We start from the raw sequence: 25,916 nt of genomic DNA, 5'->3' as shown, positions 1-25,916 counted from the left end.
TTCATTCTCCTTATTTCCAGCCTTTGAACCATAGTTTTTCACCAATATCCTCATTCAATGCTTGTTTAACTTTGTCTGAGGTTTGATAAATTTGGATAAATTTTTTCAGTTGAGCTGCTTTTTCAGGCTGAGTTTGTTCAAAGTCATCGCGAACAACAAATAAGATGGCATAAAGCGTGTTGTTAATTTCATCCAAAATTAAGGCATCATTCGGATCAATCGTTTGTGCTAAGCGTAGGTACATTGGATAGCTAAATACGAGGTCTGCATCATCTACGGCACGCGCAGTTTGCGGGCCTTCGACTTCAATAAAGTTCAATTTTTTTGGATTGGATTTAATATCTTTCAAGTTGGATAAGTGGTTGTTGGAATCCTTAAGTTGTATTAATCCAGCGTGTTGTAAGAGGAGTAGAGCGCGACCCTGATTCACAGGATCATTTGGCAGTACAACTCGAGCGCCATTTTCAACTTCACTCATCGCTTTATATTTTTTTGAATATAAACCGACATGTGTTCCTGAGCCGATGCCCAAGGGTTTGAGCTTAAAGTTGGTTTCTTTTAACGCATTATTCAAGAAAGGTTGATGCTGAAAATAATTTGCATCAATATCCCCATGATTTAGGGTGATGTTGGGTGTATTCCAATCTGAAAATTCTACCAAACGTACATGAATGCCTTGAGCCTTTGCTTCTTCAATTGCGGCTTGAAGTGGTTTTGCAAAAGGTGGGCTAATACCAATGACGATTTCTTGTTGATCATTTTTTTTCAAAAAGGACCATGCAAATGCTGCAATCACAATAATGGCGATTGCAACGCCGATCCATTTAAGTCGAGAAGACTGAGCTTGTGCCATAGAAAGACCCCTAAAGATTAAAAACTTAAGCAGAATGTTGGTGTATAGAATTTAAATTTGATTGTTGTGTATCTTGGTTTGAACTTGGACATCGGAAATGATGTGCAGGATGTGAATGTGGTAAATGATCTCCCGCATTGAATAGCTTGTGCCTTAAGCTACCCTCAGCATAGGCGGTCTTATAGCGACCGCGATGTTGTAGTTCAGGAATGACATAACGAATAAAATCTTGATGTGACTCTGGAGCGACTGTACGGGCAAGGTTAAAACCATCTAATCCAGAAATATCAATGAATTCGATTAGCTGTTGAGCAACTGTTGCTCCACTGCCAACAAATAAGGGATAACGTCCACCGAGTACATGCTGAGCTTTTAAATCTGCCAAAGTGACTTTGTTTTCCTTAAAGCGCTCATTTACAGAAACGATGCTATTGGTTTTTTTATATGGAATAGCATCCTCATCTTTTAGATGACCTAAGTCTGTTCCGATTGAGCTTGAGAAATGCGCAATGCCAGCTTCAGGACTTGCATATCGAATATATTCCTGCAGTTTTTCTTGCGCTTGTTGATCTGTTTCAGCAGTGACGACAGTGATGCCGGCAAATAATTTAATAGCTGTACCGTGACGACCTTGTGATTGTGTTAATTGGCGAATCTTTTGTGTTTGAGACGCAATTTTTTCAGCGGTATCTCCACCAATAAACATGGCTTCTGCATGCCGAGTGGCAAACTGTAGTCCTTTAGGTGATGTTCCCGCTTGATATAGCACAGGTGTACGTTGTACTGAAGGCGAGACTTGGAAGACGCCGTGACTGTTATAGAACTGTCCTTGATGGTGGATCGTATGTACTTTAGTCGGATCGGTAAAAATGCGATTGAGCTTATCTTGGATGACAGCATCATTTTCCCAAGAGCCTTCCCAAAATTTGTAGCAGAGTTCTAAAAATTCTTCAGCTTGTTCATAACGTAAATCATGATCTTTCAGTCCTTGCTGACCGACCAATCGCGCTGCGCTATCCAAATAGCCTGTGACGATATTCCATCCCAAACGTCCTTGGGTCAGATGATCCAGACTCGCGAAGCGACGAGCAAATTGATAAGGAGATTCATAACTTAAGTTCACTGTAATACCGAAACCCAAATGCTGTGTGACGGCTGCCATTGCAGACACCAGCGTGCTTGGATCATGGCTCGGCAGTTGAATTGATTCTTTCAAGGTTAGATCAATGCCATTTTGATAGACATCGTAAACGCCAGTAATATCGGCAATGAATAATCCATCGAAAAGACCTTCCTCTAAAGTTTGAGCAAGTTCTGTCCAATAACTTAATTCATTAAATCGGTAGGATTGATCACGTGGGTGTGTCCAAAGCCCATGGTTGATATGACCTACACAATTCATATCAAATGCATTGAACAGGATCTGTTTTTGAGGTTTCGATTGAATTTTTGTCATTACAGCGTACCTCGTCTTGGGGGGAATACGCCGTTTAAAACATAATTGGCTATGAAGAAATATTTCCAACGCGCTGGATCATGCAAGGTATGAACACGTGCGTTTCTCCAGTATCGGTCAAGATTATCTTGTCGTTGACTTCCACGACTACCAGCCAGTTCAATCAGTTTTGACGAGACTTTTAGTGCAGTCTCGGTACTGTGTGCACGTGCTTTAGCCACTTGAATAGAAGCATGTGCAACTGAATGTTCTGAAGGGGAGACTTTGGCATCTTGAACCGCTTGCGCTGCTTGTTTTAGTAGTAACTCGGTGGCCTTGACGTCTGTTGCAATTCGACCAATTTCGTATAGTGTCAAAGGGTCTTGAGTGGCATGTTCAACTTTTGCATCTATCCAAGGGCGTGCTTGACGAACGCGTATTAATGTTTCTTCAAAAGCAGCTCGAGCAATGCCTGTTTCAATTGAGGCATGAATAATTTGTGCAAATGGACCTGAAATGGTGGCAGTTGAATAAGCCAAATCAAAAGGGACTATATCCTCTGGGTCAATCTGTACATTTTCAAATTTAACAGTCCCACTGCCTGTGGTACGTTGACCAAATCCACTCCAGTCATCTAATAGGCTTAAGCCTTCGCTATCATATGGAACAAAGACTAGAAACTGGCGCTCTTGTTCATCACTAGCAAGGGTTGGAATACGGTGAGCGAATAGACTGCCAGTGCAATAAAATTTTTCTCCATTGAGGACATAACCATTTTCGACTTGTCTTAAAGAGGTATGGCGTTGTGCTGCATTTTTAGTTTTAAACTCAGCCAAGGCATTTCCAAAGCGAGCACCTTGTAAAACTTCAGTAAATAAACGTCTTTTTTGAGCCTCAGACCCAGTATTCCTCAAAATTTCAAGTGCATAGAAATGATTTTGTGGAATTTGTCCGATAGAGCCATCAACACCACTCATTAATGCGATGATTTTTGTCAGTGTATGAATAGAAACATCGGCACCGCCATATTGTTGAGGTACTGTAATGGCCCATAAGCCAGATTGACTGTACGCTTCGATTTCTTCATTAGGAAGCTCACGATTTAAATCTCGTTCAGATGCACGGTACTTAAACTTTTCTGCAAGTTCGTGTGCGACTTTTAATGCTTCTTCATCAGAGCGAATAATATGCGCTGGTCTATAACTGCCTGATTCTTGGATCTCTAAAGCTTGTAAAGATGACATGATGACTCCTTAAATCCAGGCATGACGTGCAGGAAAAGTATGGTTTAAGTAATACGAACCCAGCGCGTGAAGTTTCCAGCGAATAGGATCATGAAGGGTATGTACACGTGCATTTCGCCAGTGTTGATCAAAATTATGGACATTGAGGCTGGCGCGACTTCCTCCGAGCTCAATCAACTTTTCTGAGATATGCAGTGCAGCATCATTGGCATAGACTTTAGCTTCAGCAACTTTGATCGAAGCTTCAGCAATCTGTTCATCAGAGAGTTGTTCAACTACATTGAGTGAATCTAAATAATCAGCTGCTTCATCAAGCAAAAGAATGGCGGCATCTAACAAAACATTAGCTTTGCCAACTTCTTGTAAGGTGAAATACTCATCACTGGCACGCTCAACTTGTGCATCCACAATTGGGCGTGCTTTACGGATCGCAAACAACATGTCCTCAAATGCTGCTTCAGCAATACCAACATCGATAGCCACTTGCATCAGCTGTGAAAACGCGCCTCTAAAATTAGGGACGTCCAATAATTTTCTTTCATCAAAAATCAGTAATGGATCAACTTCAACATGGTCTAAAATCACTGTGCCACTTGAAGTGGTACGTTGACCAAATCCATCCCAGTCATTGATCACTTCGACACCAGTGGATTCACGGTTCACTAAAACTAAAACCACGTGACCTTCAGGGTGTATGGCTTTGATAGCTAACCAATGTGCAAATGAACTACCTGTAGAATAGAATTTTTTTCCTGAAACTCGATATTTCCCATCCTCCAAAACAAGGTGTGTGTCTAAAGTCTTGGTATCTTTGGTATGTCGTTCTGGCCCCCCATTGGCAAGACGCTTACCTTTTAAAATTTCGTTGAAAATAAATTGCTTTTGTTCATCGCTTCCCATGATGTTGATCATATTGAGCAATGCAATTTGATTTTGTGGAATTTGCCCTAAACTTGAATCCGCTTTATTTAGAATACGAAATACTTGGGCAAGGGTACGATGAGATACTTCAGCACCGCCATAGACGTGGGGGATGCGTAAGCCTCCTAAACCTTTTTGGCTGAATAATTCAATTTCTGCAAATGGTAAAGCTCGTTGTTGGTCACGCTGATTGCGACCTTCGAGCGCATAATCAGCAACATGATAGGCTGCATGAATGGCATCTTGATCATTTTCAATAACATGAACATTTTCAGTAATTAAACGAGACATAGATCAATTCCTCTTTGAGGAGATATACGCTACGCTCATACAATATTTTTTTTTAATGCTGATTTTTGTGGAACTATTCAAAAAAATTGCTTAAGACAAATATAGATATCGATTGAAAAATATTAGAAAACTTAAATTATTGATTGATAATGAATTTTAATAAACCATAGTGCTCTAAATACGATGGATTCATTTAGACTTTGCAAAAAAAAAGATAAAGATTTGCTAAACATTTATAATTTAACGGATTCATATTTCCAAAAATAACAATTTAAGTTGCAATTGATGCATTATCACATTGTGTTTTGGCATAGGGTTGCATAAAGTAAGCAAAACAATAAATCCTATGATTGATCAAGACTTCGGAGATTTTATGCGCATCCTTTACCAGTTTCCTTTATCTCACTTTTGTGAAAAAGCTCGCTGGTTACTTGATCATAAGGAATTGGATTATGTTGCTCAAAATATGATTCCGGGCGTACATCGTGCATTCGCAAAATTAAAAACAGGTCAAAACTCTCTGCCGATATTACGCGATAAAGAAAAGTGGATTGCAGATTCAACCCAAATTGCTCTGTATTTGGATGATGTCTATCCAGAGCATTCATTGCTCAGATCAGATTTAAAGTTAAGAAAAAAAGCAATTGAAATTAATGACCTGAGTAATCAATTGGGTGTATCAGTGAGGCGGTGGGGGCTTGCTCAAGCTTTATCTGAAAGCGATGAGCCACTAGAAATCATGATCGGTGAAAAAGGATATCTGAGAAAATTTCAAAAGATCAGTAAGCCACTTATTAAAACTTTAGTTTCAACTAGCTACCAACTTGATGATGAACAAGTTGCGCTTGCTAAAGAAAATATGCATGAAATTATTTTGCAGTTAAACGACCAATTGATTCAGAATCAAGCTCGATATTTGGTAGGAGATCGTTTAGGTTTGGCAGATATCGCTGTTTGTTCAATGCTTGCTCCACTACTCGAGATTTCTGGTACACCATGGGAAAGAGAATATCATCAGCCAGTTTCATCTGAATTTGAGGACTATCAAAATCAATTGCTTGATTTGCCGATAGGGCAATATGTCAAACGTATTTATGCCAACGAACGAAATGCGCGGGTAGATTGGCGCGGGATATAACAGAGCATATTTTCTGTTATGTTGTCTGATTGGTTAATTTATTTTCATTTTAATCGATATTTTTGAAAAAATAACGCATAATCATTTTGTGCCATGAAAATATTGAGAAGAAGATGGAATTAGATCGATACGATAAACAAATTTTAGAAATCCTTACGCATGAAGATTTGAATCTGAACGAGCTTTCGGAGCGTATTAACCTGTCTGTAAGTTCAGTGCACCGTCGTATTAAACACCTCATTGAAACCAATATCATGACAAATTTAAAGCGTGATATTAATTATCAAAAATTGGGGTTTAATTTACATGTGTTGTTACAAGTATCATTGAGTAAGCATGACTCAGATACTTTTGCAAAATTTTTAGATGAACTTAAAAGTATTCCTGAAGTGATCAATGCTTTTTTAGTCACAGGGCAATCTGCTGATTTTATTATAGAAGTTGTTGCTCGTGATATGGAAAATTATAGCCAGATTTTGTTACAGCGCATTGGTAAAATTGATCATGTTGTGGCATTGCATTCAAGCTTTGTCATTAAAGAATATGATGTATTTAACTGTCATGGTTTATTGAGTAAAGCATAATTCAAGCAATTACAAAATAAAGACGACCATCAGTTATAAAAAAACGCACCTGAAGGTGCGTTTTTCTAATTCTGAATATAGATTAAGCATCCAATTGTGCTAAAACTTCTTCAGAGAATTCAACGTTGGTATATACGTTTTGAACATCATCTAAATCTTCAAGCATATCAATCATTTTCATGATTTTTTTCGCTTGATCGATATCTGTGATTTCTGCTTTAGTTGAAGGGTTCATCACCACTTCTGCATTGTCAGATTTTAAACCTGCAGCCGCTAAAGCATCTTGCACTGTACCAAAAGATTCTGGTGTAGTGATCACAAGAATTTCATCTTCTGTCACTTCAATGTCTTCTGCACCAGCTTCCAACGCAACGTCCATAATTTGGTCTTCTAAAGAAACATCTTCAAAAGTAATTTCGCCACGTTTTGTGAAAAGGAAAGCAACTGAGCCGTTAGTACCTAAGTTACCATCTGTTTTAGAGAAGCAGTGACGAACATCTGGTACGGTACGGTTTAAGTTATCAGTCATTGTCTCAACAATAACAGCTACACCACCAACACCATAACCTTCGTATGTGACTTCCTTTAAATCATCATTGTCTTCACCACCAGCACCACGCTGAATGGCACGGTTGATGACATCACGAGTCATGTTAACGGACAATGCTTTTTCAACAACTGCACGAAGACGTGGGTTGCTTGCTGCATCTGGACCACCGAGTTTTGCAGCTGTAACAATTTCACGAATATATTTTGTGAAAACTTTACCACGACTAGCATCTTGTTTAGCTTTACGATGCTTAATATTGGCCCACTTGGAATGACCCGCCATGCGAAATATGCTCCTTGTAGATTGGCCTTATGCCTAATCAAATCTGCGAAATTCTACCATAAGGGCTTTTTTTTAATAAAGACCCTTATTTTAGCAATTGATCAAGATCAGGCTTTATTCTTCGGTTCAGGAATAATAATGTCTAAACCTGTATGTTCCTTATAAAGTTCCTGAATCAATTTCAAATCATGATCCAACTCTGATGGCATGATTTTGCCAAAAATTCCGCCTTGTTTGGTTTTTTGGTTCACAAACAAGAAAACGATAGGGACGTTTGCCGCTTTTGCGATATGCCAAAAACCAGTGCGGATCGGTTTACGTTGTTCACCATTTTTCGCACGAGTCGCTTCAGGCGCAATCACGAGATTAAATTTGTCATTAGAGTTGAAGAGTTCAACCATTTGCGCCACGATATCTTTATTTGAGTGACGGTCAACTGGAATACCACCAACCCCTTCTAGAATTGGCTTAAAAGGTCCTTTGAATAGTTCTTTTTTAATTAGTGTGTGAATCGGGATATCATGGATTTGAAACAGTGCGATTGAGAGTACAGCATCCATCATCGTGGTATGTTCAAAACCGATAATGACTTGTTTATCACCAAGAACATTCGGTTCAACATGATATTTGACACCAGCAAGTTTAAACGCCATTTCGGCAATGTGTTTTTTCATGATTCACAGAGATATTTGAATTTTATATGGCAGAGTTTCTTACTTCATTTTAAAAAATTCAATCCCTTTAGTAATAAATTATAGAAAAATTGACTACTAAATTTAGATTTTATCTGCAAACTTTACATCCTCGACGCTTACCAAAAATTCATAATTTTTCACATATTTGTGACTGAAATTCTATAGATGATCAAGATCGTACGTGATTTGTAAACTGCGATGAATAAATTTTGGTCAAGCTGAAGATAAAAAAATGAAAAACCTTGTTTTTGAATTTGATATTGGCTAGTATTCTGATTCGAAAATACTTGAGAAATCAGTATTTATAGGGCCTATAGCTCAGTTGGTTAGAGCAGCGGACTCATAATCCGTTGGTCGACAGTTCAAGTCTGTCTGGGCCCACCAAATTTTATAATCATATGCATTCATATGAAATCCAAACCCTTAATTCTAAAAGAGTTAAGGGTTTTTTATTGCTTTGTTTAACGTCATATAACTTCATATGGGAACACGCTCTGTGTATCCTTGTTTGTATCCTAAATGGCTTTGTTGCACAAAGATTTGAAAGGCAAAGTGCCCCTAATTGAGCCAAATTTAAGGCGTAACTTGGGTAAGTGGTCGACCTAATTCCGTAAATCTGTTGAGGACTGCTACACGTGCGTGAACCTCATTGACTTGGCTATCAAAGCTCCTTGCACTGAATTTATCTCCTAATAATTTGATGCAGTGCATTTTAGTCTCAACCAAACTTCGCCGATGATAGCCTGACCATTTTTTCCATAGTGTCCTACCTAAACGTTTAACTGTTCGAAGTAATTCATTTCGCTCTAGCGAGCTGCTCTTTGTATCTTTCCATGGTTTCGCATTTTTTCTAGGTGGAATCACCGCATGCGCTTGCTGATCTGCAATGGCCTGACGGCATTGCTTGGTGTCATAAGCTCCATCGGTATAAACAGAGTCAATCTGCTCATCTTGTGGAATCTGATCAAGTAAATCACCAAGTACCTGTGAATCACAGATATTATTGGTTGTGAGCTGAATAGCATGTATTTGAAGAGTTTCAGCATCTATAGCAATATGTAGCTTACGCCATTGGCGACGATATTCAGGTCCATGTTTCTTGTGTTTCCATTCACCCTCACCTAGAAACTTCAAGCCTGTAGAGTCCATGAGTAGATGCAGCCCATAGCTATTTTTTTGGTAGCTGATTGCAATATCAATATACTTTTGTCTTCTACAAAGTGTACTGTAATCTGTGCTGTCCAATTTAATCCGCAAAGTTTAATCAGACTTTGCATAAAGCCAGTGACCATACGTAAAGACAGACAGAATAAGGATTTAATTATTAAGCAGCATTGGATGGCTGCGTCGGAGTAGATTTGATTTCGTCCTTGTTTTCCTTTTGATGGAGCATACCATTGCGTAGTAGGATCAAACCAAATGGCAATATTTCCGCGATTAATGAGTGCTCGGTTATATGCGGGCCAATTGGTTGTGCGGTAGATTTTGTGTAGGCTTCTTCATTTGAAAATTATATGGCTGAAGAAGCCCTTAAGAATAGCTTTCTGCAACAAAGCCGTTGAACCTTGGAAAATTCCTGGAGTAAAAGTAATCAGTGAGAAGCCTCTAAAATGAATGAAGTTCAATCTATAAAATTAATCATAAGTGAAATAATTAATTTGCTTAAAGAATTTGACTTAACATATTGGTCAACAGCATTTAAACGTTTTTTGACGGAAATTGATTCAAATTTTTCTCAAGTTAAGCACGATATTTTAAGGAATTATGCTGGAATGGGCTCATTTAATGACATCGTTTTAGAAAAAAATGGAGAATATCCACCTTATGAAAATGACAAATTTTCCAAATTACGGAATGATCTTTATGATTTGTGCTTAGTATAACTCAATTGAACGTAAATCTATTGGCAGTTAGAGCTAAATTAATAAAAAGTTAGATGAGGCAAAAAAAGCTAATGAAGCAGGAACACTGAGTCAAGCTGAGTTCGACAAGAAACAGCAACAACTTCAAACCTTAGGTATCTTAGTCGATAGTATTTCAGCAGGCTTGTCTGTACCAACGAGCAGTGGCTTAGGTATAGCAGCAGCAACAGTGAGTCCTAAGCTTAGCTATGAGATTGGGCAATATTTCAAATCAAATGATAGTGAAGGAAGTGCAGCGCATATTCTAGCGCATACTATATTAGGTGCGGCAGTTGCAGTAGCAGGTGATAATGATGCACTCCTTGCAGGAGTTTCTGCGGGTGGAGCAGAAGCATCAGCACCTGTACTAGCTAAATACTTATATGGTAAAGAATCCAAAGATTTAACAGCAGATGAAAAGTCAACGATTAGTACCATTACAGGCTTAGTTGCTTCAGGTGTTGGTGCTACTGCTTGAGATGTAGCGAGTACAGTGCAAAGTGGACAGGTTGCGCAGAATGCGGTTGATAACAATGCTTCCATTGCTGGTGCTTATGCCAAGAAAAAATCTGAACAATACAATGATCTTTGTAAACAAAGTGGTATTTCTGCTGGACAGTGTAGTGAATGGACTGGTCAGCGAATTATAAATAATTCGAAAGAACTAGCAATGATTATAGTTCCTACAGAAATATATGAATTAATTCCTGTTGGTAAAGGGTTGGAATAATAAGTAAAGCCACAGGTAAAGTAATAGCAAAATTTGATGATGCGAAACAAGCCGAGAAAGTTTTAGAGAATATTAAAGTCAGCAAGAAAGCTAGAGAATCATCGAATTTTAAAAAATATAGTGAAGATATACGAAACAAATATTTTGAAAATATTAATAGTAAAAACTTTTTTGAAAATACTAAATATACCTCCAAGGTTAATGCACAAATCAAAAAAGATAATTATCATGGTTTTCCTGCTACGATAGACGAATTGGCTGAAAAGTATGGAAAAACAACAGTATTTACAGGATCAAAAGATGGGGTGCCACGTCTAAAATTGGAGTTAGAGGGGAATTATAAGGGTAGAAAAGGTACTTTTGAATATCTTCGTAATCATGATGGTACTATTAATCATCGGTTGTTTGTTCCAAATAAGGATTAACTATGTTAAGTGAAGTTTTAGAGATCTATGCAAAAGATGGTTTGACATTAAGAGATAATGGCTTAAAGGAGGCAGTTATCAGCATTAATGCATCTCTTGAAGTGCTTGAATTATTTACAAATTTTAACATTTTAATTCTAGGAGGTGACATTTATGAAAAGCAACCTGATGGTAGCTTCAAAAATGCTTACACCGATTGGTATTATGAAGGGGATTGTGCTTTAGAAAGCATAGAGGTTGCAAAGAGTTTTTTATCAAAAATTAATAACGATCTCTTTGTTTCATTTGTATTTAATATTTAGATAATGTGAGGTTTGCTTGGGCCAATGATTTGAATCGTTGGCTTATTTTAAAAATAATGATAGTGATGAATTATAAGGCAAAGGTGTACAGATTGATGCCAATGAGCTGAATCTTGAAAGTTTGCAAGATACGGCCACTTATAATAGCAAACAACAAGATATTTCAGGCCAAATTAGCGTTGGTACCAATGGCGGTAATGCATCGGGTAGCTTTAGTAAGTCGAATGTTGATGCAAATTATGCCTCAGTTAATGAGCAATCAGGGATCTTTGCTGGAGATGATGGTTACCAAATCAATGTGAAGACTAATACTGATTTAAAAGGTGCTTTGATCACATCGACGCAAAAAGCTGAAAACTTAAAAAATAATAGTCTAAATACAGGGACTTTGACTTATTCAAACATTCAAAATAACAGTGAATATGATGCTAAAGGGATTTCACTGAGTGCTGGATTAAATGCGACTAAATCTGATCAGGGTAAACCCGGTACTGTAATATCAGCGCCTGAAAAAATTGATCAACATGCTTCCACAATCCAAGGTGTAAGCAAGTCGATTGGTTTTGGTTTGGACAGTGATAAAGACAGTAGTGTGACGCAAAGTGGTATTAATACGTCTAATATCACAATTAGAGAAACAGTTCGTCAAGAAGAGCTGATAGGAAACTCTGCTGAGCAGATCAAGTCAGAAATCCTCACACATGTCACAACTGATACAGCACGTGAAAACAGTGGTTCATTGCAAAATAACTTTGATCGAGATCAAGTTCAAAGCGAAATTAATGTACAGATGGATGTGACGAAGAAGTTTGATGCGAATCGTCAAGAAGTACGTACCGAAATTAATAAAAAGTTAGATGAAGCTAAAAAAGCTAAGGAAGCAGGAACACTGAGTCAAGCTGAGTTTGACAAGAAACAGCAACAACTTCAAACCTTAGGAATATTAGTCGATAGTATTTCAGCAGGATTATCAGCCCCAACGAGCAGTGGCTTAGGTATAGCAGCCGCAACAGTGAGTCCTAAGCTTAGCTATGAGATTGGGCAATATTTCAAATCCAATAATAGTGAAGGAAGTGCAGCGCATATTTTAGCGCACACTGTGTTGGGCGCGGCGGTTGCAGCAGCAGGTGGCAATGATGCTTTAACGGCAGGTTTGGCAGCAGGTGGAGCAGAAGCTTCAGCACCGCTACTTTCAAAATATTTGTATGGCAAAGAAGCCAAAGATTTAACAGCTGATGAGAAAGGAACGATTAGTGCAATCACTGGTTTAGTTGCGTCCGGTGTTGGAGCAAGCACTGCTGAGGTGGCTTCGACTGTGCAAAGTGGGCAAGTGGCGCAAAATGCGGTGGAGAATAATGGATTAGAAAATGTTCTTCTTCCTCATGAAATTCAAAATGATCACAAAGGAGAAATTCCTAAACGAACTCTGCAAGCGATTAAAGATAATACAACTTATAAAATAAATGAGAATGGTGAGTTTATTTTGTGTGTCAAGGTCGCAGGATATTCATGTGCTCCTAGACAAGGAGAACGTTACGCTACAACTCAAGAGATTGCCCAAAAAGGTGGGGAAAGCCTTCTTACTATGGCGGCAGGTTATGGAGCAGGCAAGGTAGTTGAACCTGTAGTATTAAGTATAAGTAAATCGGGTGTAGTCTCAAAAATAAATGATGTTACTAAGGCATTATTTATATCGAAAATTAATAGAAAAGATCTTGAGTATTTGAAAGCAAATAATATTAAATTTGGTGAAAAAGATTTAATCAGTACTATACGTGCTCCAGATGGAAAGGTTGTTTTTCTTGAAAAAGGAAATGAAAAAGCTGGTTTATTGCATGTCCTAAAAGAGCATCAGAAGAATTTTGAAGATATTGGTGTACAAGTAGATGATATTCCTAACGTATTAATGGATGCAATTAAAAAGGGAAAAATAGTTGGGTATCAAGGAAAAGGAAAGGGGCGTCCAATATATGAAACTGAAATAAAAGGGAAAAAACGAGGAATTGCAATTACAATAGGAAACAATGGATTCATAGTTGGTGCAAACCCTACGAGGATTAAGTGATGAAAAAATTGATAAAGCTAATGGCTGATTATGAATGTTATCCACTTTGGGAATATGATGAATTAGGGCTAATAGGTAATTTAAATCCTGAGGATTTACCTATTTCCGAAGAGTTGATAAAGGCATTAGACGATTGGTCAAAAATATTTGATACAACTTTAAATATGGATGATCCAATTAGATCAGGTTTTAATAGTCTAGAAGATGAATTGAAATTTAAAGCTTTAGGAGAAATTTTAGCAAGAAAATTAATGCAAGAGCTTAAAAATAAATATGAAGTTGTTTATGATAATTAATATCATATCTCAAGCGTCAATTTAATAGTAATAGAGTAGAAAGAAACTCGTTACATATTCTAGCGCATATAGTATTGGGTGCGGCAGTTGCAGCAGCAGGTGGCAATGATGCACTCCTTGCAGGAGTTTCTGCGGGTGGAGCAGAAGCATCGGCACCTCTACTAGCTCAATACTTATATGGTAAAGAATCAAAAGACTTAACCGCAGATGAAAAGAGTACGATTAGTGCGATTACGGGATTAGTTGCATCGGGTGTTGGTGCAACAGTGGGTGATGTAGCGAGTACTGGGCAGATTGCACAGAATGCGGTGGAGGAAAATTGTTTCACTATTATTGACGAAAATTATCTAAAAGTTGTTGAAAAGAATAAAAAAGAAAAATGGTCTTGTCGAACTGGATATATCTGTCCGATACCTGAGAAAACCATAGGTGAAAAAGACTTATTGGTTATTAATGATTTAACGATTAGACAATTGGCTGCTGCTTTAGGTGCGACATATGATCCTTTAACAGGGGATTTTATTACTCCAAAAGAAAGACAAGATGCTAAAGTTGCCATGCTTGGCTTAGGTTACTCAAAGACACTCAATGGGCCAATTAAATTAACTGATGAAGCATTTGAGAATATTGGGAAAAAATATGGTAGTGACATTGCGAAATTGTTAAAAGAACCTGAGGCAGATTTTGCTGGTCGAATTCCTGTTCGACCTAGAGATGGCTATACTGAAGTTGGTACAAACCAAATTGATACACCTTTAGGGAAACATTTAATTGATGCTACAGTTAATAAAAAATCTAAAGTAATTTCTTGAGGGCATAATGCTGATAATTTTATGATGTTCTTGAGCGTAGTGGTGGGAAAGTAATTGGTAATCCAAATCAAGTCACAAAAGGTATCACTGATATTAAATATCAACTACCAAATGGAAGAGTTGAGACTAAAACAGTTTATGATCCGAAAGTGTACAGTGATAAACAAATGACAACGATGGCAAATGAAGCCGCAGCAAAAGCAATTGTAAATTATGGGGTAAATGGAAATAAAATACAGCATGTAATAGTGAATGGGATTACTTTTAGAGTACCGATTAGCTCATATAGAGGGGCTAATTATGTTCCATCAGCATTCCCTATAAACCCTACTTCTAGAGGAGTTAATTAATGATAGGTTATATTAATGAAGAGGGCTCTTCAGCAGATCTAATGCCTTTGCTTTGGTGCTTGGGTTTTGGAATAATAGGGGGACAAGACCTAGAATATTATTTGAGAGGTATTATAGGTAAAGATCCTATGGAGCCTGTTGGAGGTGATCCTGGTTGGAGTTTAGTTCCTGAGTTACAAGAAGATGGTACAACCATTTATTGTGCTTGGGTTCATGAAATGATGGGTTTAGAGCCGAATGAAGGTGATTATGAAGAAATTATTGTAAAGTTCTATATCCGGCAAGGATTAGAAAATGTTTTAAAAGAGCAACCAAATAGAAGCGTAGAAATTGAAAAAATATTCAAAAACTACAGTTTATAAAAAGCTAGACGAAGCCTAAAAAGCTAATGAAGCAGGAACATTGAGTCAAGCTGAGTTCGACAAGAAACAACAACTTCAAACATTAGGCATATTAGTCGATAGCATTTCAGCAGGATTATCAGCTCCGACTAACAGTGGCTTAGGAATAGCAGCCGCAACAGCAAGTTCTAAACTCAGCTATGAGATTGGACAATATTTCAAATCAAATGATAGTGAAGGAAGTGCAGCGCATATTTTAGCGCACACTGTGTTGGGCGCGGCGGTTGCAGCAGCTGGTGGAGCAGAAGCATCAGCACCTGTACTAGCTAAATACCTGTATGGTAAAGAATCAAAAGATTTAACAGCTGATGAGAAAGGAACGATTAGTGCAATCACTGGTTTAGTTGCGTCCGGTGTTGGAGCAAGCACTGCTGAGGTAGCTTCGACTGTGCAAAGTGGGCAAGTGGCGCAAAATGCAGTGGATAATAATTACCAAACCAGAGCTACTCTTAAAGCTGTGAACAAACATCTGCAAAAATGTAGTTCGAATGATAGAGCTTGTATTGAGCAAGGAATTTCAATATTAAGAAAGACCGACCAAATGCTTGATAAAGCTTTCAATAAGTGTGTGCAAACAACTGATGCTGCTTGTGTAGAACAACATTTAAAAAATATTTTGGCAAGTGATGTTTCACCGGAAATGAAAGAGATTGAACAACAGCTAAGAAGACTAAAAGTTTTAATTGAAGCAAAAGGGCTTCTCAATGAAACTAGTGGATTTTCAATACAAGCAACGAAGCAATTAGATTTCTTGAGATATGCACAAAGAAGTTAAAACATGACGTATGGTGCTTGCAGTACAAAATATAATGGTTTAAAGCAAAGCGCAGCAGAAAAAATATTGATTCCAGCGAAATCAGCTGTTTTAGATTATATGGTAGGGGAAAAGCCAAGAACAGGAGCAAGTTACTATATTGCTGGTTTTGGTTATGTTGCGACAGAATTATTTTTTCCTGAAAGTGCAACAGATTTAGCTTTAATGGCAGTAGGTGGTGGAACAGCTAAAGGAGTCAGTCTAGCCAATAAGGAGGAAAAAGTAGCAGATGGTTTAATTCAGCGATAAAAAATTGATAATAATCATGGTGTTGAAGATTTTCAATAATATGATCATTATAGATTGGATAATGCAAAAAATTGGAGAACTGGAGAAGCAGAAATAGGAGGAAACTGGAATTGGGATAAAGTGGCTCCAAATGGGGGGGGCTGTGCCAGGTAGTAGTATTGAGAAAAATGTACAGGTTGGTCAAATTTTAGATCGTTATGGTCCTGAAAATGGGAGGTATTTAGCAAGCCCAATAGATTCATTGGAGCAAAGAGCATTACCCCCTGGGACAAACCGACCTCAATCATATCATCAATATGAAGTGCTTAAGCCCTTTAAGATTACCGAAGAAAAAATTGCACCAGCATTTGGGCAACCAGGTGGAGGAACGCAAATTCGTGTGAAAATACCAGAGCTTGAACAATATGCTACAGTTGAGCAGCTGAAAAAATTCGGTTATTTAGGAGACAAAATATGATCATTAATCTCAATAGTGATTTTGATGGTATCAATGTTAATCGTAATTCTTTTTACAAAAGTGAAGAGGAAAGAGTTGAGCGATTAAACAAAGCAGAAAAAATTGCTTATCAACAGTTAACTGATGAATTGATAAAATTCGGCTATAAAGATTTAACAGTAAATATTGGTGCAGAACATGCAAATTATTTAGATGGAGGCTTGTGTATTAATAGAGATGATGAATATTGGTTGGTTTATCATAGCGAACGTTACCGAAAGTCAAGATTATCTTTGTTTACTTCTCCATATGATGCAGCAAATTTTTATTTATGGAGCATTGTGGCTCACCCAGCACAAGAAAGCACATCGGTTGGATGTATTCCTAGGTCGGGTACATTTTAAACAGTTTATATGAAAAAGTTTAATCGTCGATGCCTCTTAGCTGATATGTGTCCCAACGCAATTAGGTTGAGCTACTGCGAGAGCTACATCAAGTTCAAAAGTTAGTTATGAAATTGGTCAATATTTAAAATGTAGAGATGAGGAAGGCTATTCAGGCCATATTCTCAGTACATACAATTTTAGGTGCGGCAGTTGCAGCAGCAGGTGGAGCAGAAGCTTCAGCACCGTTACTTTCAAAATATTTGTATGGCAAAGAAGCCAAAGATTTAACAGCTGATGAGAAAGGAACGATTAGTGCAATCACTGGTTTGGTTGCATCTGGTGTAGGTGCAAGCACTGGTGAGGTGACTTCGACTGTGCAAAGTGGGCAAGTGGCCCAAAATGCAGTGGATAATAATTACCAGACCAGAGCTACTCTTAAAGCTGTGAATAAACATCTGCAAAAATGTAGTGCGAATGATAGAGCTTGTATTGAGCAAGGAATTTCAATATTAAGAAAGACCGACCAAATGCTTGATAAAGCTTTCAATAAGTGTGTGCAAACAGCTGATGCTGCTTGTGTAGAACAACATTTAAAAAATATTTTGGCAAGTGATGTTTCACCGGAAATGAAAGAGATTGAACAACAGCTAAGAAGACTAAAAGTTTCAATTGAAGCAAAAGGGCTTCTCAATGAAACTAGTGGATTTTCAATACAAGCAACGAAGCAATTAGATTTCTTGAGATATGCACAAAGAAGTTGCCAAAACATGACGTATGGTGCTTGCAGTACAAAATATAATGGTTTAAAGCAAAGCGCAGCAGAAAAATATTGATTCCAGCAAAATCAGCTGTTTTAGATTATATGGTAGGGGAAAAACCAAGAACAGGAGCAAGTTACTATATTGCTGGTTTTGGTTATGTTGCGACAGAAATATTTTTCCCTGAAAGTGCAACAGATCTAGCTTTAATGGCTGTAGGTGGTGGAACGGCTAAAGGAGTCAGTCTAGCCAATAAGGAGGCAAAAGTAGCAGATGATTTAATTCAGCGATAAAAAATTGAGAATAACGCTAATGTGGAGAATCCTAGTTTTGGAGACTCATCAGTACGTGACTTTCAATCCGGTACAACGTATAGGGCGGAAAATATTAATGCTGGACAAGTAACAGATAGAGATGGATTAGTACGAGCAAAAGAAAATCTTATTGGAAATAATCCAAAAACATTGAATGATCAACAGGTTGGTGGTAGTTATCATCCTACAGGTTATCCAGCATGGAAAGCAGGCACAACTGTAACTGATCGAAGAGTAATTCAATCCGAGAAAATGCGAATGGTGATTGATGAAGTTCAATACTCTAACATGGTAGAAGCTATCAAAAAAGGAGAAAATCCGGCACAGAAATTAGGTGGTTGGGCGACAAAAGAACAGGTTAATTCTGTTGCAGATATGCGAAATAAACGTGCAATAACTGAAGAGTTTAAGCCTAGTATTAATAAATCTGGTAAGCCAAATAAATTTTATGTGGTTGAATTTGAAGTACAGCCAAGTGTGGGTGTTCGAGAAGGAAGAGCAGGCTCTATGTATGATTATAAGACTGGTAAAACTTTACCAGGTAATGCTCATCAGATTAATTTCGTAGATAAATCTCCTTACACGAACCCTGAGCTATTTAAAATTAGCTCGACAAGAGAGATTAAATAATGAAAACAATACAGAAAGTAATAGAGACAAATGTTTTTGAAAATGGAGAAATTTATGAATTTATGAATTATCCTGAATATGATTCTGATATTTCGCTCAATATTTTTAATAATTTATTATTGAAGAATGAGAAAATTATTGCTTTAAAAAAAAAATTATTTATAGCGATGGTAGTGAGTATATTTTACCTATTGCGGAGAGTGTTCATGTTTTATTAGATTGTAAATGCTTTTTGATTATTTTTAATAACCAGCCTTCTAAGTTAAGTAAAAAAATAGAATATCCTTGGTACTTCTTAAGACCTAACAACGCTGCTGTATACAATTCGGATGGTAGTTTAAGACATCAATTAATTATCCCAAAAGATCTAATCAACTTAACTAAGATCGGAAAAGAAGATTGGTATATACATTCTCCTTATTATGGTGATTTTCCTAATTTTCAAGGGTTTGGAGTAATGGTTACTAATGATTTGTATTGGCCTGATTTGTGTTTTTGTATATATGATGGTACACCGAATTTAATTTGGACAGAATATACTCAAGCGCGACGATGATATTGTGTAACGGATTTAAAAGGGTATTTCTTGAAAACCCATTCAGTTGAAGATGCAAAGTATGATATTTTTTGATTGAGTGATTAGCCGCCTATTTTATAGAGACCTTTTAGTTAGATAAAATGGCAAATTAACGAGGTGCTTATGAGCAATAAACCATACCCTGAAAAATTTAAAATTGAAGCAGTAAAACAGGTCACAGAGAAAGGTCATAGTGTTGCTGATATCGCATCACTTTTAGGTATAACTACACATAGTCTTTATGCATAGATTAAACGTTATGATCCACAGCAGCCCAAGATCACAGAATCTAATGATCCAAGTGCATAATTAACAAATTTAAAAAAATAACTGCAATGACTCAGCGAAGAAAGGGCTATATTAAAGAGGTCGCGGTGTACTTGGCAAACCAGTCCAAATGAGGTACGCCTTTATTCGGGACAATATGATGCTAAAGGGATTTCACTGAGTGCTGGATTAAATGCGACTAAATCTGATCAGGGTAAACCCGGCACTGTAATATCAGCGCCTGAAAAAATTGATCAACATGCTTCCACAATCCAAGGTGTAAGCAAGTCGATTGGTTTTGGTTTGGACAGTGATAAAGACAGTAGTGTGACGCAAAGTGGTATTAATACGTCTAATATCACGATTAGAGAAACAGTTCGTCAAGAAGAGCTGACAGGAAACTCTGCTGAGCAGATCAAGTCAGAAATCCTCACACATGTCACAACAGATACAGCACGTGAAAACAGTGGCGCATTGCAAAATAACTTTGATCGAGATCAAGTTAAAAGCGAAATTAATTTACAAATGGATGTGACGAAGAAGTTTGATGCGAACCGCCAAGAAGTACGTACTGAAATTAATAAAAATTTAGATGAAGCTAAAAAAGCCAAGGAAGCAGGAACACTGAGTCAAGCTGAGTTCGACAAGAAACAGCAACAACTTCAAACCTTAGGAATATTAGTCGATAGCATTTTAGCAGGCTTGTCAGCCCCAACGAGCAGTGGCTTAGGTATAGCAGCCGCAACAGTGAGTCCTAAGCTTAGCTATGAGATTGGGCAATATTTCAAATCCAATAATAGTGAAGGAAGTGCAGCGCATATTTTAGCGCACACTGTGTTGGGCGCGGCGGTTGCAGCAGCAGGTGATAATGATGCACTCCTTGCAGGAGTTACTGCGGGTGGAGCAGAAGCATCAGCACCGTTACTTTCAAAATATTTGTATGGAAAAGAAGCCAAAGACTTAACTGCAGATGAGAAAGGAACGGTAAGTGCGATTACTGGTTTGGTTACATCTGGCGTGGGTGCAAGTACTGGTGATGTGGCTTCGACTGTACAGAGTGGTCAATTAGCTCAGAATGCGGTAGAAAATAATGGATTTTCAATTATTGATGAGAATTATGGGCAGGTAGTTAAAGAAAATACTAAAGAGAAATTTTCTTGTCCGACAGGATATGTTTGTCCAATACCCGAGAAAACTTTGGGTGAAAAAACTCTACTGGTTATTAATGATTTAACAATAAGACAGCTAGCAGCTGCAATGGGTGCAGAATATGACCCTATAACTAAGGAGCATTTTACGCCAAAGGAAATACAAGAAGCTAAAGTTGCAATGCTAGGTTTAGGTTTTTCTAAAACGTTATGTGGACCGATTAAATTAACGGATGAAGCATTTGAGAATATTGGGAAAAAATATGGTAGTGACATTACGAAATTATTAAAAGAACCTGAGGCAGATTTTGCTGGTCGAATTCCTGTTCGACCTAGAGATGGCTATACTGAAGTTGGTACAAACCAAATTGATACACCTTTAGGGAAACATTTAATTGATGCGACAATTAATAAGAAATCAAAAGTGATCTCTGGTGGACATAATGCAGATAATTTTTATGAAATTTTAAATGCCAATGGTGGTAAAGTAGTTGGGCAGCCAACAGAAATATCCAAAGGAATTACGGAAGTAAGATATCAATTGCCAAATGGAAGGATTGAAGCAAAAACTGTTTATGATCCTAAAGTCTACAGTAATGCGCAAATGGCAAGTATGGCAAATCAAGCTGCTGCAAAAGCAATAGTGAATTATGGAGCTAGTGGTAAAACTCAACAAAATGTCGTGATAAATGGAATTACTTTTAGAGTGCCTGTCGTTACGCGAAGTGGAGTACCTCAAGTACCAACATCATTTCCTATTAATCCTAATTCAAAATAAATTGTATCAATTGAGAGGATTTTTGAATGAGTTTTACCTATAAAAGTGATTATTTTAGTTTTGAACATGATGATCTTCAGGCACCATTGTTGTATTGTATTTATGAAATGATACATGGCGGTAAAGATTTAGAATATTATTTACGTGGAACGATAGGTAAAGACCCAATGGAGCCAGTTGGAGGCGATCCAGGATGGCAGCTCTATTCAGAAGTTCAGGAAGATGGTACAGAACTATATTATGCTTGGGTCGATGAAGAAATGATAGGAATAGAGCCAACTGAAGGGTGGTATGATGAAAAAACGGTTAAATACTATATTCGACAAGGATTAGAGAGTGTTCTAAAAGAACAACCATCTAGAAGAGATGAAATTGAGAAAATATTCAAAAAGTACAGTTTATAAAAAGCTAGACGAAGCCTAAAAAGCTAATGAAGCAGGAACATTGAGTCAAGCTGAGTTCGACAAGAAACAACAACTTCAAACATTAGGCATATTAGTCGATAGCATTTCAGCAGGATTATCAGCTCCGACTAACAGTGGCTTAGGAATAGCAGCCGCAACAGCAAGTTCTAAACTCAGCTATGAGATTGGGCAATATTTCAAATCAAATGATAGTGAAGGAAGTGCAACAGATATTCTAGCGCATACTGTATTGGGTGCGGCAGTTGCAGCAGCAGGTGGCAATGATGCTTTAACGGCAGGTTTGGCAGCAGGTGGAGCAGAAGCATCAGCACCTCTACTAGCTAAATACCTATATGGTAAAGAATCAAAAGATTTAACAGTGGATGAAAAATGAACGGTAAGTGCGATTACTGGTTTGGTTGCATCTGGCGTGGGTGCAAGTACTGGTGATGTGGCTTCGACTGTACAGAGTGGTCAAAGTGCTCAAAATGCGGTGGAGAATAATTATCAAACCAGAGCTACTCTTAAAGCTGTAAATAAACACCTTCAAAAATGTAGTTCGAATGATAGAGCATGTATTGAGAAAGGAATTTCAATATTAAGAAAGACCGATAAAATGCTTGATAAAGCCTTCAATGATTGTGTGCAAACGGGTAATTCTGCTTGTGTAGAACAACATCTAAAAAAATATTTTGGCAAGTGATGCTTCACCAGAAATGAAAGAAATGGTGAAATAATTATAACGATTAAAAATATCAGGACAGGTAACAGGCTTATTCAATGAAACCATTGGTTACACAAGTCAAGCAATAAAAGATATAGAAGCCGTCCGTTCAGGTCAGGATGTAGGTTCCGTCAGTGGTGCTACTACAAATTGTATTGGGCCCACACCTGAAAAAACTTTAGGTAAGCGAACTCTTGCTTTGGCTAATGAGCTTACTTTGAAACAAATTTGGGCTGCAGTTGGTTTGAAGAATGATTTCCTAACAGGTCAGGAAATTACAGAGAATGAAAGACAACTTGCAATCGCTTCAATAGGCATACCACAAAGTCAACTTAAAAATGGCAGTTTAGTAAGGATTGATATATCTAATCCAAGATCTGCAGGTTTAAGACTACCATCTGGTAACGAGGCTGGTGCAAATAGTCAGTGGATTCCTGAGGGTAAATTACTAATGGTAGTTTAGAGGCTGTTATTGATGCAACAAAGGTCAGGAAAGACATGTTAAAGGTCAGAAAAATAGGAAATTAAAATGAAATTTAATTTTAGAGATATATATGTATCAAAAGAATTAAAATTTAGTGTTGGGATTGAAGAAGGAATGAAAAAATATTATGTATCTTTTCTAGTTCCGACTCATAATAGGCAAAGTGATTATGAAATATATTATTGGTTACCAGTAAGCTATTTAGAATATATTTACTCTGAACCCGAAAAAATTTATCCATTTATTTTAGAGTGCGACAAAGGGCTACATAAAGAAATGGAAATAGATTTAACTTAAAAAACTATACTAATTTCGTTTAGATTGCTGTTTTTTAATAAAGGGCGTTTGACTGACTTTTCAAAGGAAATATTCATCAGTTCACATATGAAGGACTGGCTCAAATACTTACCATTGGGCTGGCAGTTCAGATGGTGCCAGAAATTCTTTAAAGTTAGATAATAAAACCAAAGCCATTTTGCGTAAAAATGGATGGAAGTCAGAGGCACTAGAATGATTTTAAAGTTTAATGATGATTTTTTTGTTCAATGGGATGTAATTTTTGCATTAAATGATGGATTAAATTTAGGAATATTTAGTTTTTGGATTCAGGATAAATGTTATCCAGGGAAAGGAATTAATATCACTTTGAACTCTATTTTTTATACTTTGGTCAGTAACATTGAAGTGATTAATAATCTAAAAAAAGATTTTGGAGAAAAGCCTATTAATGAAATTGATTTTTCATCTTTGGATGGTGATAATTTTGTTTGGATTGATACAGGGGAGTTATTTCAATTTGGTTTTGGTTTAGGGCTTGGTTTTAATAATAGAGTTCTATCATAAGTCATTTTTTATTCAGTTCCATGGTATAGATCCCAGCAATTAAATTGAATCTTAAGCCTAATCTTTTGCCTCGATTACGATATCGCTCGGCAAGGATTTTGAAGGTCTTCAAAGTCCCAAATACATGCTCAATCCCAATTCTTCTTTTATTGATTTCTTGATTGTAAACTTTTAGCTCAGGATCTAGTTTACAGTGCTTTTTGGCTTTTTGGCTTTTTGGCTTTTTGGCTTTTTGGCTTTTTGGCTTTTAGGTTTTAATGGTGTTCATCTTTCAGCGTGCGAAAATTCAGAAGAACAGAAGGTTCTGCAAAATTATATTGAGCAATATCAACATGATGATTTAGAGGAACTTGAAGCACGCTGGAAATCTCTTTGGCAGATTAAGACTGGAGATGAGTTTGTTCCAGAATTAACTTATGATGCGCGTCAACCGACATTAGGTCAGCTGATTAAATATCATCATTTGCATGTCATGCATAAAGCCCTTTTTGAGTCCAAAATCTCTAAAGGTGTAGGTAGGTTTATTTTTAAAGCGTCCTTTTGGGATAATGAGTTGGCATCAAAAACTTTGTTAAAAACCGAATTTAAGTCAAAACATATGGTTGTGGGCTGCGAAAATTGTGGTCAATGTAGATTGGCTGATACTTTATATATTTGCTCTGAAACATGTCCTAAAGGACTTGCAAATGGTCCTTGCGGTGGCACCACATTAGATCGATGTGAGTTTGGAGATCGGGAATGCATTCACTCTGTAAAAGCCCGATTAGCCAAAGCCGTAGGACAAACTGACGTTTTAAAAGATACCCTGATTGCAACCGTACCCGTTGAAGTTCGTGGAACCAGTTCTTGGAAAAATTGGTTTTTGGGAAAAGTTTAAGTCTTTTCAATTTCTTGTATGGGTTGATTTATAGTATTGAAATGCAATTATTAATTAGCGTTATATAGGGGCTTAAATTAAATTATCCTATAAATCTAAAAGCCAAAATTTAATCTATTTTCCTATATATCAATATTTACTGATTCTTAAATTCTCATGATGACTCTATAATTTATTTATTACATAGATGTAAAACGAGAATTAAGGATGAGCATAACGCCCATTAAGTCAGGCACTGGCAATTTAGCTAATGTGATTTATCAACAAATAAAGGATGATATTTTTAGCTTTAAGCTCAAACCTGGACAACGTTTTACTGAAACGGACCTTTCTGAAAAGTATGAGGTCAGCCGTACCCCAACACGGCAAGCACTGTATCGTCTTGAACAGGAAGGCTATGTGAATGTGCATTTCCGCAGTGGTTGGGAAATTAAGCCTTTAGATTTTACCTTTTATCAGGAGCTCTTTGATTTACGTATGATCTTGGAAAAAGAGGCTGTTAAACGTTTATGCGTAATGGATCATGAGCAATCTGAAGAATTACAGAATTTAAAGCGATTATGGCTTGTAGACGAACAGGACTATAACCAGAACACCAAAGCATTGGTGCTGCAAAGTGAAGATTTTCATTGTGCCTTGGTTAGAGCTGCAGGAAATCGTCAAATCGCCAAGATTCATCATGAAATCAGTGAAAAAATCCGAATTGTGCTCAGTCTAGGCGCCATGCGTGAATTCGATATCCAGCATGCTTATCAAGATCATGCTGCAATACTTAGATGTATTTTAGCTCGTGATGCTGATGGGGCGATCCATTTAGCAGAACATCATGTCTTACATAGTATTGAGGACGTGAAGAAAATTACTCTTAAAATATTTTCGACTGTTTAGGATAAATTATTAAAAAAATGCCAATTTTAAAAAATTGGCATTTTTTTTGCCTCTAATTCATATC

At 37.2% G+C, this 25,916-nt stretch carries 26 protein-coding genes, 1 tRNA gene and 9 pseudogenes; 28 read left to right on the top strand and 8 right to left on the bottom strand.

Going from position 1 to position 25,916, the window contains the following annotated elements:
- Positions 1-10: 10 nt before the first annotated feature.
- Genes AC1M9M_RS01665 through AC1M9M_RS01650 form a run of 4 tightly spaced genes read right to left on the bottom strand, consistent with a single transcriptional unit; the run spans position 11 to position 4,744 of the window.
- Entirely contained in the window at positions 11-853 is an 843-nt protein-coding gene (locus tag AC1M9M_RS01665) for a MetQ/NlpA family ABC transporter substrate-binding protein (RefSeq protein WP_481595432.1), read from the bottom strand.
- A gap of 25 nt (positions 854-878) precedes the next feature.
- Positions 879-2,309 (bottom strand): LLM class flavin-dependent oxidoreductase, encoded by a 1,431-nt coding sequence (locus AC1M9M_RS01660; protein WP_481591137.1) that lies wholly within the window; start codon positions 2,307-2,309, stop codon positions 879-881.
- Positions 2,309-3,532: an SfnB family sulfur acquisition oxidoreductase gene (locus AC1M9M_RS01655; RefSeq protein WP_481595431.1), complete on the bottom strand. Its 1,224-nt coding sequence runs from the start codon at positions 3,530-3,532 to the stop codon at positions 2,309-2,311. Before AC1M9M_RS01655 ends, AC1M9M_RS01660 begins: the two co-directional genes overlap by 1 nt.
- A 9-nt stretch (positions 3,533-3,541) precedes the next feature.
- Entirely contained in the window at positions 3,542-4,744 is a 1,203-nt protein-coding gene (locus AC1M9M_RS01650; RefSeq protein WP_481595430.1) for an SfnB family sulfur acquisition oxidoreductase, read from the bottom strand.
- 373 nt (positions 4,745-5,117) lie between these two features.
- Here AC1M9M_RS01650 and AC1M9M_RS01645 point away from each other — a divergent pair, with 373 nt between their 5' ends.
- Both AC1M9M_RS01645 and AC1M9M_RS01640 read left to right on the top strand, forming a co-directional pair.
- A complete protein-coding gene (locus AC1M9M_RS01645) occupies positions 5,118-5,882 on the top strand; it encodes a glutathione S-transferase family protein (protein WP_481595429.1) in 765 nt (254 codons plus the stop codon).
- Positions 5,883-5,995: 113 nt separating this feature from the next.
- Positions 5,996-6,466 carry an Lrp/AsnC family transcriptional regulator gene (locus AC1M9M_RS01640; RefSeq protein ID WP_035264497.1) on the top strand — a complete coding sequence of 157 codons (471 nt, stop codon included), beginning with the start codon at positions 5,996-5,998 and terminating at the stop codon, positions 6,464-6,466.
- 82 nt (positions 6,467-6,548) lie between these two features.
- Here AC1M9M_RS01640 and AC1M9M_RS01635 read toward each other — a convergent pair whose 3' ends face one another.
- Positions 6,549-7,298 carry a YebC/PmpR family DNA-binding transcriptional regulator gene (locus tag AC1M9M_RS01635; protein WP_035264495.1) on the bottom strand — a complete coding sequence of 250 codons (750 nt, stop codon included), beginning with the start codon at positions 7,296-7,298 and terminating at the stop codon, positions 6,549-6,551.
- A gap of 107 nt (positions 7,299-7,405) precedes the next feature.
- Entirely contained in the window at positions 7,406-7,972 is a 567-nt protein-coding gene (locus tag AC1M9M_RS01630) for a 1-acyl-sn-glycerol-3-phosphate acyltransferase (protein ID WP_171076734.1), read from the bottom strand.
- Between the two features lie 328 nt (positions 7,973-8,300).
- Here AC1M9M_RS01630 and AC1M9M_RS01625 point away from each other — a divergent pair.
- Positions 8,301-8,377: transfer RNA gene (locus AC1M9M_RS01625), tRNA-Ile, on the top strand.
- A gap of 189 nt (positions 8,378-8,566) precedes the next feature.
- On the opposite strand, the pseudogene AC1M9M_RS01620 reads toward AC1M9M_RS01625, so the two are convergent.
- Positions 8,567-9,414 (bottom strand): annotated as a pseudogene (locus AC1M9M_RS01620) (IS5 family transposase).
- A gap of 189 nt (positions 9,415-9,603) precedes the next feature.
- Between AC1M9M_RS01620 and AC1M9M_RS01615 the strand changes: the two are divergent.
- The 23 genes and pseudogenes from AC1M9M_RS01615 to AC1M9M_RS01505 all read left to right on the top strand — a co-directional run bounded on the left by AC1M9M_RS01615 (position 9,604) and on the right by AC1M9M_RS01505 (position 24,087).
- Positions 9,604-9,876, top strand: a complete 273-nt coding sequence (locus tag AC1M9M_RS01615; RefSeq protein WP_481595428.1) for a DUF6966 domain-containing protein — start codon at positions 9,604-9,606, stop codon at positions 9,874-9,876.
- Between the two features lie 124 nt (positions 9,877-10,000).
- Positions 10,001-10,369: pseudogene (locus tag AC1M9M_RS01610) on the top strand (VENN motif pre-toxin domain-containing protein); the annotation flags it as partial.
- Positions 10,370-10,387: 18 nt separating this feature from the next.
- Positions 10,388-10,624 carry a hypothetical protein gene (locus AC1M9M_RS01605; RefSeq protein ID WP_481595427.1) on the top strand — a complete coding sequence of 79 codons (237 nt, stop codon included), beginning with the start codon at positions 10,388-10,390 and terminating at the stop codon, positions 10,622-10,624.
- Between the two features lie 427 nt (positions 10,625-11,051).
- Complete coding sequence (gene imm40, locus AC1M9M_RS01600; RefSeq protein ID WP_481595426.1) at positions 11,052-11,351, top strand: Imm40 family immunity protein; 300 nt, start codon at positions 11,052-11,054, stop codon at positions 11,349-11,351.
- Positions 11,352-11,427: 76 nt separating this feature from the next.
- A pseudogene (locus AC1M9M_RS01595) lies at positions 11,428-12,714 on the top strand (VENN motif pre-toxin domain-containing protein); the annotation flags it as partial.
- Positions 12,715-13,415: 701 nt separating this feature from the next.
- On the top strand, positions 13,416-13,712 hold the full coding sequence (locus tag AC1M9M_RS01590; RefSeq protein ID WP_481595425.1) for a hypothetical protein: 297 nt from the start codon (positions 13,416-13,418) through the stop codon (positions 13,710-13,712).
- 20 nt (positions 13,713-13,732) lie between these two features.
- A pseudogene (locus AC1M9M_RS01585) lies at positions 13,733-14,045 on the top strand (VENN motif pre-toxin domain-containing protein); the annotation flags it as partial.
- Positions 14,046-14,691: 646 nt separating this feature from the next.
- The gene (locus tag AC1M9M_RS01580) at positions 14,692-14,874 is read left to right on the top strand and encodes a hypothetical protein (RefSeq protein WP_481595424.1); all 183 of its coding nucleotides are present in this window, start codon (positions 14,692-14,694) and stop codon (positions 14,872-14,874) included.
- Positions 14,874-15,236: a hypothetical protein gene (locus AC1M9M_RS01575; RefSeq protein ID WP_481595423.1), complete on the top strand. Its 363-nt coding sequence runs from the start codon at positions 14,874-14,876 to the stop codon at positions 15,234-15,236. The genes AC1M9M_RS01580 and AC1M9M_RS01575 overlap by 1 nt, the downstream gene beginning before the upstream one ends.
- Positions 15,237-15,276: 40 nt before the next feature.
- Positions 15,277-16,050: a VENN motif pre-toxin domain-containing protein gene (locus AC1M9M_RS01570; RefSeq protein ID WP_481595422.1), complete on the top strand. Its 774-nt coding sequence runs from the start codon at positions 15,277-15,279 to the stop codon at positions 16,048-16,050.
- 3 nt (positions 16,051-16,053) lie between these two features.
- Entirely contained in the window at positions 16,054-16,338 is a 285-nt protein-coding gene (locus tag AC1M9M_RS01565; protein ID WP_481595421.1) for a hypothetical protein, read from the top strand.
- A gap of 142 nt (positions 16,339-16,480) precedes the next feature.
- On the top strand, positions 16,481-16,795 hold the full coding sequence (locus AC1M9M_RS01560) for a TNT domain-containing protein (RefSeq protein ID WP_481595420.1): 315 nt from the start codon (positions 16,481-16,483) through the stop codon (positions 16,793-16,795).
- Positions 16,792-17,178, top strand: coding sequence for a hypothetical protein (locus AC1M9M_RS01555; RefSeq protein WP_481595419.1), 387 nt, complete (start codon positions 16,792-16,794; stop codon positions 17,176-17,178). The genes AC1M9M_RS01560 and AC1M9M_RS01555 overlap by 4 nt, the downstream gene beginning before the upstream one ends.
- A 76-nt stretch (positions 17,179-17,254) precedes the next feature.
- A pseudogene (locus tag AC1M9M_RS01550) lies at positions 17,255-17,579 on the top strand (VENN motif pre-toxin domain-containing protein); the annotation flags it as partial.
- Between the two features lie 410 nt (positions 17,580-17,989).
- A complete protein-coding gene (locus AC1M9M_RS01545; protein WP_481595418.1) occupies positions 17,990-18,211 on the top strand; it encodes a hypothetical protein in 222 nt (73 codons plus the stop codon).
- Between the two features lie 21 nt (positions 18,212-18,232).
- Complete coding sequence (locus AC1M9M_RS01540) at positions 18,233-18,862, top strand: hypothetical protein (protein WP_481595417.1); 630 nt, start codon at positions 18,233-18,235, stop codon at positions 18,860-18,862.
- A 700-nt stretch (positions 18,863-19,562) separates the two neighbouring features.
- A pseudogene (locus AC1M9M_RS01535) lies at positions 19,563-19,685 on the top strand (transposase); the annotation flags it as partial.
- 174 nt (positions 19,686-19,859) lie between these two features.
- A pseudogene (locus AC1M9M_RS01530) lies at positions 19,860-21,632 on the top strand (VENN motif pre-toxin domain-containing protein); the annotation flags it as partial.
- A 26-nt stretch (positions 21,633-21,658) separates the two neighbouring features.
- Positions 21,659-22,036: a hypothetical protein gene (locus AC1M9M_RS01525; RefSeq protein ID WP_481595416.1), complete on the top strand. Its 378-nt coding sequence runs from the start codon at positions 21,659-21,661 to the stop codon at positions 22,034-22,036.
- A 58-nt stretch (positions 22,037-22,094) separates the two neighbouring features.
- Positions 22,095-22,631 (top strand): annotated as a pseudogene (locus AC1M9M_RS01520) (VENN motif pre-toxin domain-containing protein); the annotation flags it as partial.
- A 346-nt stretch (positions 22,632-22,977) separates the two neighbouring features.
- Positions 22,978-23,223 carry a hypothetical protein gene (locus tag AC1M9M_RS01515; RefSeq protein ID WP_481595415.1) on the top strand — a complete coding sequence of 82 codons (246 nt, stop codon included), beginning with the start codon at positions 22,978-22,980 and terminating at the stop codon, positions 23,221-23,223.
- Between the two features lie 66 nt (positions 23,224-23,289).
- Positions 23,290-23,541 (top strand): hypothetical protein, encoded by a 252-nt coding sequence (locus AC1M9M_RS01510; protein WP_481595414.1) that lies wholly within the window; start codon positions 23,290-23,292, stop codon positions 23,539-23,541.
- A 213-nt stretch (positions 23,542-23,754) separates the two neighbouring features.
- Positions 23,755-24,087, top strand: coding sequence for an Imm42 family immunity protein (locus AC1M9M_RS01505; RefSeq protein WP_481595413.1), 333 nt, complete (start codon positions 23,755-23,757; stop codon positions 24,085-24,087).
- 1 nt (position 24,088) lies between these two features.
- Here AC1M9M_RS01505 and AC1M9M_RS01500 read toward each other — a convergent pair whose 3' ends face one another.
- Complete coding sequence (locus tag AC1M9M_RS01500; protein ID WP_481595666.1) at positions 24,089-24,241, bottom strand: transposase; 153 nt, start codon at positions 24,239-24,241, stop codon at positions 24,089-24,091.
- 93 nt (positions 24,242-24,334) lie between these two features.
- On the opposite strand from AC1M9M_RS01500, the pseudogene AC1M9M_RS01495 reads away from it, so the two are divergent.
- Both AC1M9M_RS01495 and AC1M9M_RS01490 read left to right on the top strand, forming a co-directional pair.
- Positions 24,335-24,964, top strand: a pseudogene (locus AC1M9M_RS01495) (methylenetetrahydrofolate reductase C-terminal domain-containing protein); the annotation flags it as partial.
- A 207-nt stretch (positions 24,965-25,171) separates the two neighbouring features.
- Positions 25,172-25,852 carry a GntR family transcriptional regulator gene (locus AC1M9M_RS01490; RefSeq protein ID WP_481589877.1) on the top strand — a complete coding sequence of 227 codons (681 nt, stop codon included), beginning with the start codon at positions 25,172-25,174 and terminating at the stop codon, positions 25,850-25,852.
- The last annotated feature ends 64 nt before the right edge of the window (positions 25,853-25,916 follow it).

It is taken from the genome of Acinetobacter sp. ANC_7503 (genome assembly GCF_056780035.1).
Note: the sequence above shows the minus strand (reverse complement) of the source record. Positions and strands in the feature narration are given on the sequence as shown.

What these genes read in the sequence shown, in the direction of transcription:
- AC1M9M_RS01665 (WP_481595432.1), bottom strand. Translation starts at nt 853, where the DNA reads ATGGCACAAGCTCAGTCTTCTCGACTTAAATGGATCGGCGTTGCAATC.
- AC1M9M_RS01660 (WP_481591137.1), bottom strand. Translation starts at nt 2,309, where the DNA reads ATGACAAAAATTCAATCGAAACCTCAAAAACAGATCCTGTTCAATGCA.
- AC1M9M_RS01655 (WP_481595431.1), bottom strand. Translation starts at nt 3,532, where the DNA reads ATGTCATCTTTACAAGCTTTAGAGATCCAAGAATCAGGCAGTTATAGA.
- AC1M9M_RS01650 (WP_481595430.1), bottom strand. Translation starts at nt 4,744, where the DNA reads ATGTCTCGTTTAATTACTGAAAATGTTCATGTTATTGAAAATGATCAA.
- AC1M9M_RS01645 (WP_481595429.1), top strand. Translation starts at nt 5,118, where the DNA reads ATGCGCATCCTTTACCAGTTTCCTTTATCTCACTTTTGTGAAAAAGCT.
- AC1M9M_RS01640 (WP_035264497.1), top strand. Translation starts at nt 5,996, where the DNA reads ATGGAATTAGATCGATACGATAAACAAATTTTAGAAATCCTTACGCAT.
- AC1M9M_RS01635 (WP_035264495.1), bottom strand. Translation starts at nt 7,298, where the DNA reads ATGGCGGGTCATTCCAAGTGGGCCAATATTAAGCATCGTAAAGCTAAA.
- AC1M9M_RS01630 (WP_171076734.1), bottom strand. Translation starts at nt 7,972, where the DNA reads ATGAAAAAACACATTGCCGAAATGGCGTTTAAACTTGCTGGTGTCAAA.
- AC1M9M_RS01615 (WP_481595428.1), top strand. Translation starts at nt 9,604, where the DNA reads ATGAATGAAGTTCAATCTATAAAATTAATCATAAGTGAAATAATTAAT.
- imm40 (WP_481595426.1), top strand. Translation starts at nt 11,052, where the DNA reads ATGTTAAGTGAAGTTTTAGAGATCTATGCAAAAGATGGTTTGACATTA.
- AC1M9M_RS01590 (WP_481595425.1), top strand. Translation starts at nt 13,416, where the DNA reads ATGAAAAAATTGATAAAGCTAATGGCTGATTATGAATGTTATCCACTT.
- AC1M9M_RS01580 (WP_481595424.1), top strand. Translation starts at nt 14,692, where the DNA reads ATGACAACGATGGCAAATGAAGCCGCAGCAAAAGCAATTGTAAATTAT.
- AC1M9M_RS01575 (WP_481595423.1), top strand. Translation starts at nt 14,874, where the DNA reads ATGATAGGTTATATTAATGAAGAGGGCTCTTCAGCAGATCTAATGCCT.
- AC1M9M_RS01565 (WP_481595421.1), top strand. Translation starts at nt 16,054, where the DNA reads ATGACGTATGGTGCTTGCAGTACAAAATATAATGGTTTAAAGCAAAGC.
- AC1M9M_RS01555 (WP_481595419.1), top strand. Translation starts at nt 16,792, where the DNA reads ATGATCATTAATCTCAATAGTGATTTTGATGGTATCAATGTTAATCGT.
- AC1M9M_RS01525 (WP_481595416.1), top strand. Translation starts at nt 21,659, where the DNA reads ATGAGTTTTACCTATAAAAGTGATTATTTTAGTTTTGAACATGATGAT.
- AC1M9M_RS01510 (WP_481595414.1), top strand. Translation starts at nt 23,290, where the DNA reads ATGAAATTTAATTTTAGAGATATATATGTATCAAAAGAATTAAAATTT.
- AC1M9M_RS01505 (WP_481595413.1), top strand. Translation starts at nt 23,755, where the DNA reads ATGATTTTAAAGTTTAATGATGATTTTTTTGTTCAATGGGATGTAATT.
- AC1M9M_RS01490 (WP_481589877.1), top strand. Translation starts at nt 25,172, where the DNA reads ATGAGCATAACGCCCATTAAGTCAGGCACTGGCAATTTAGCTAATGTG.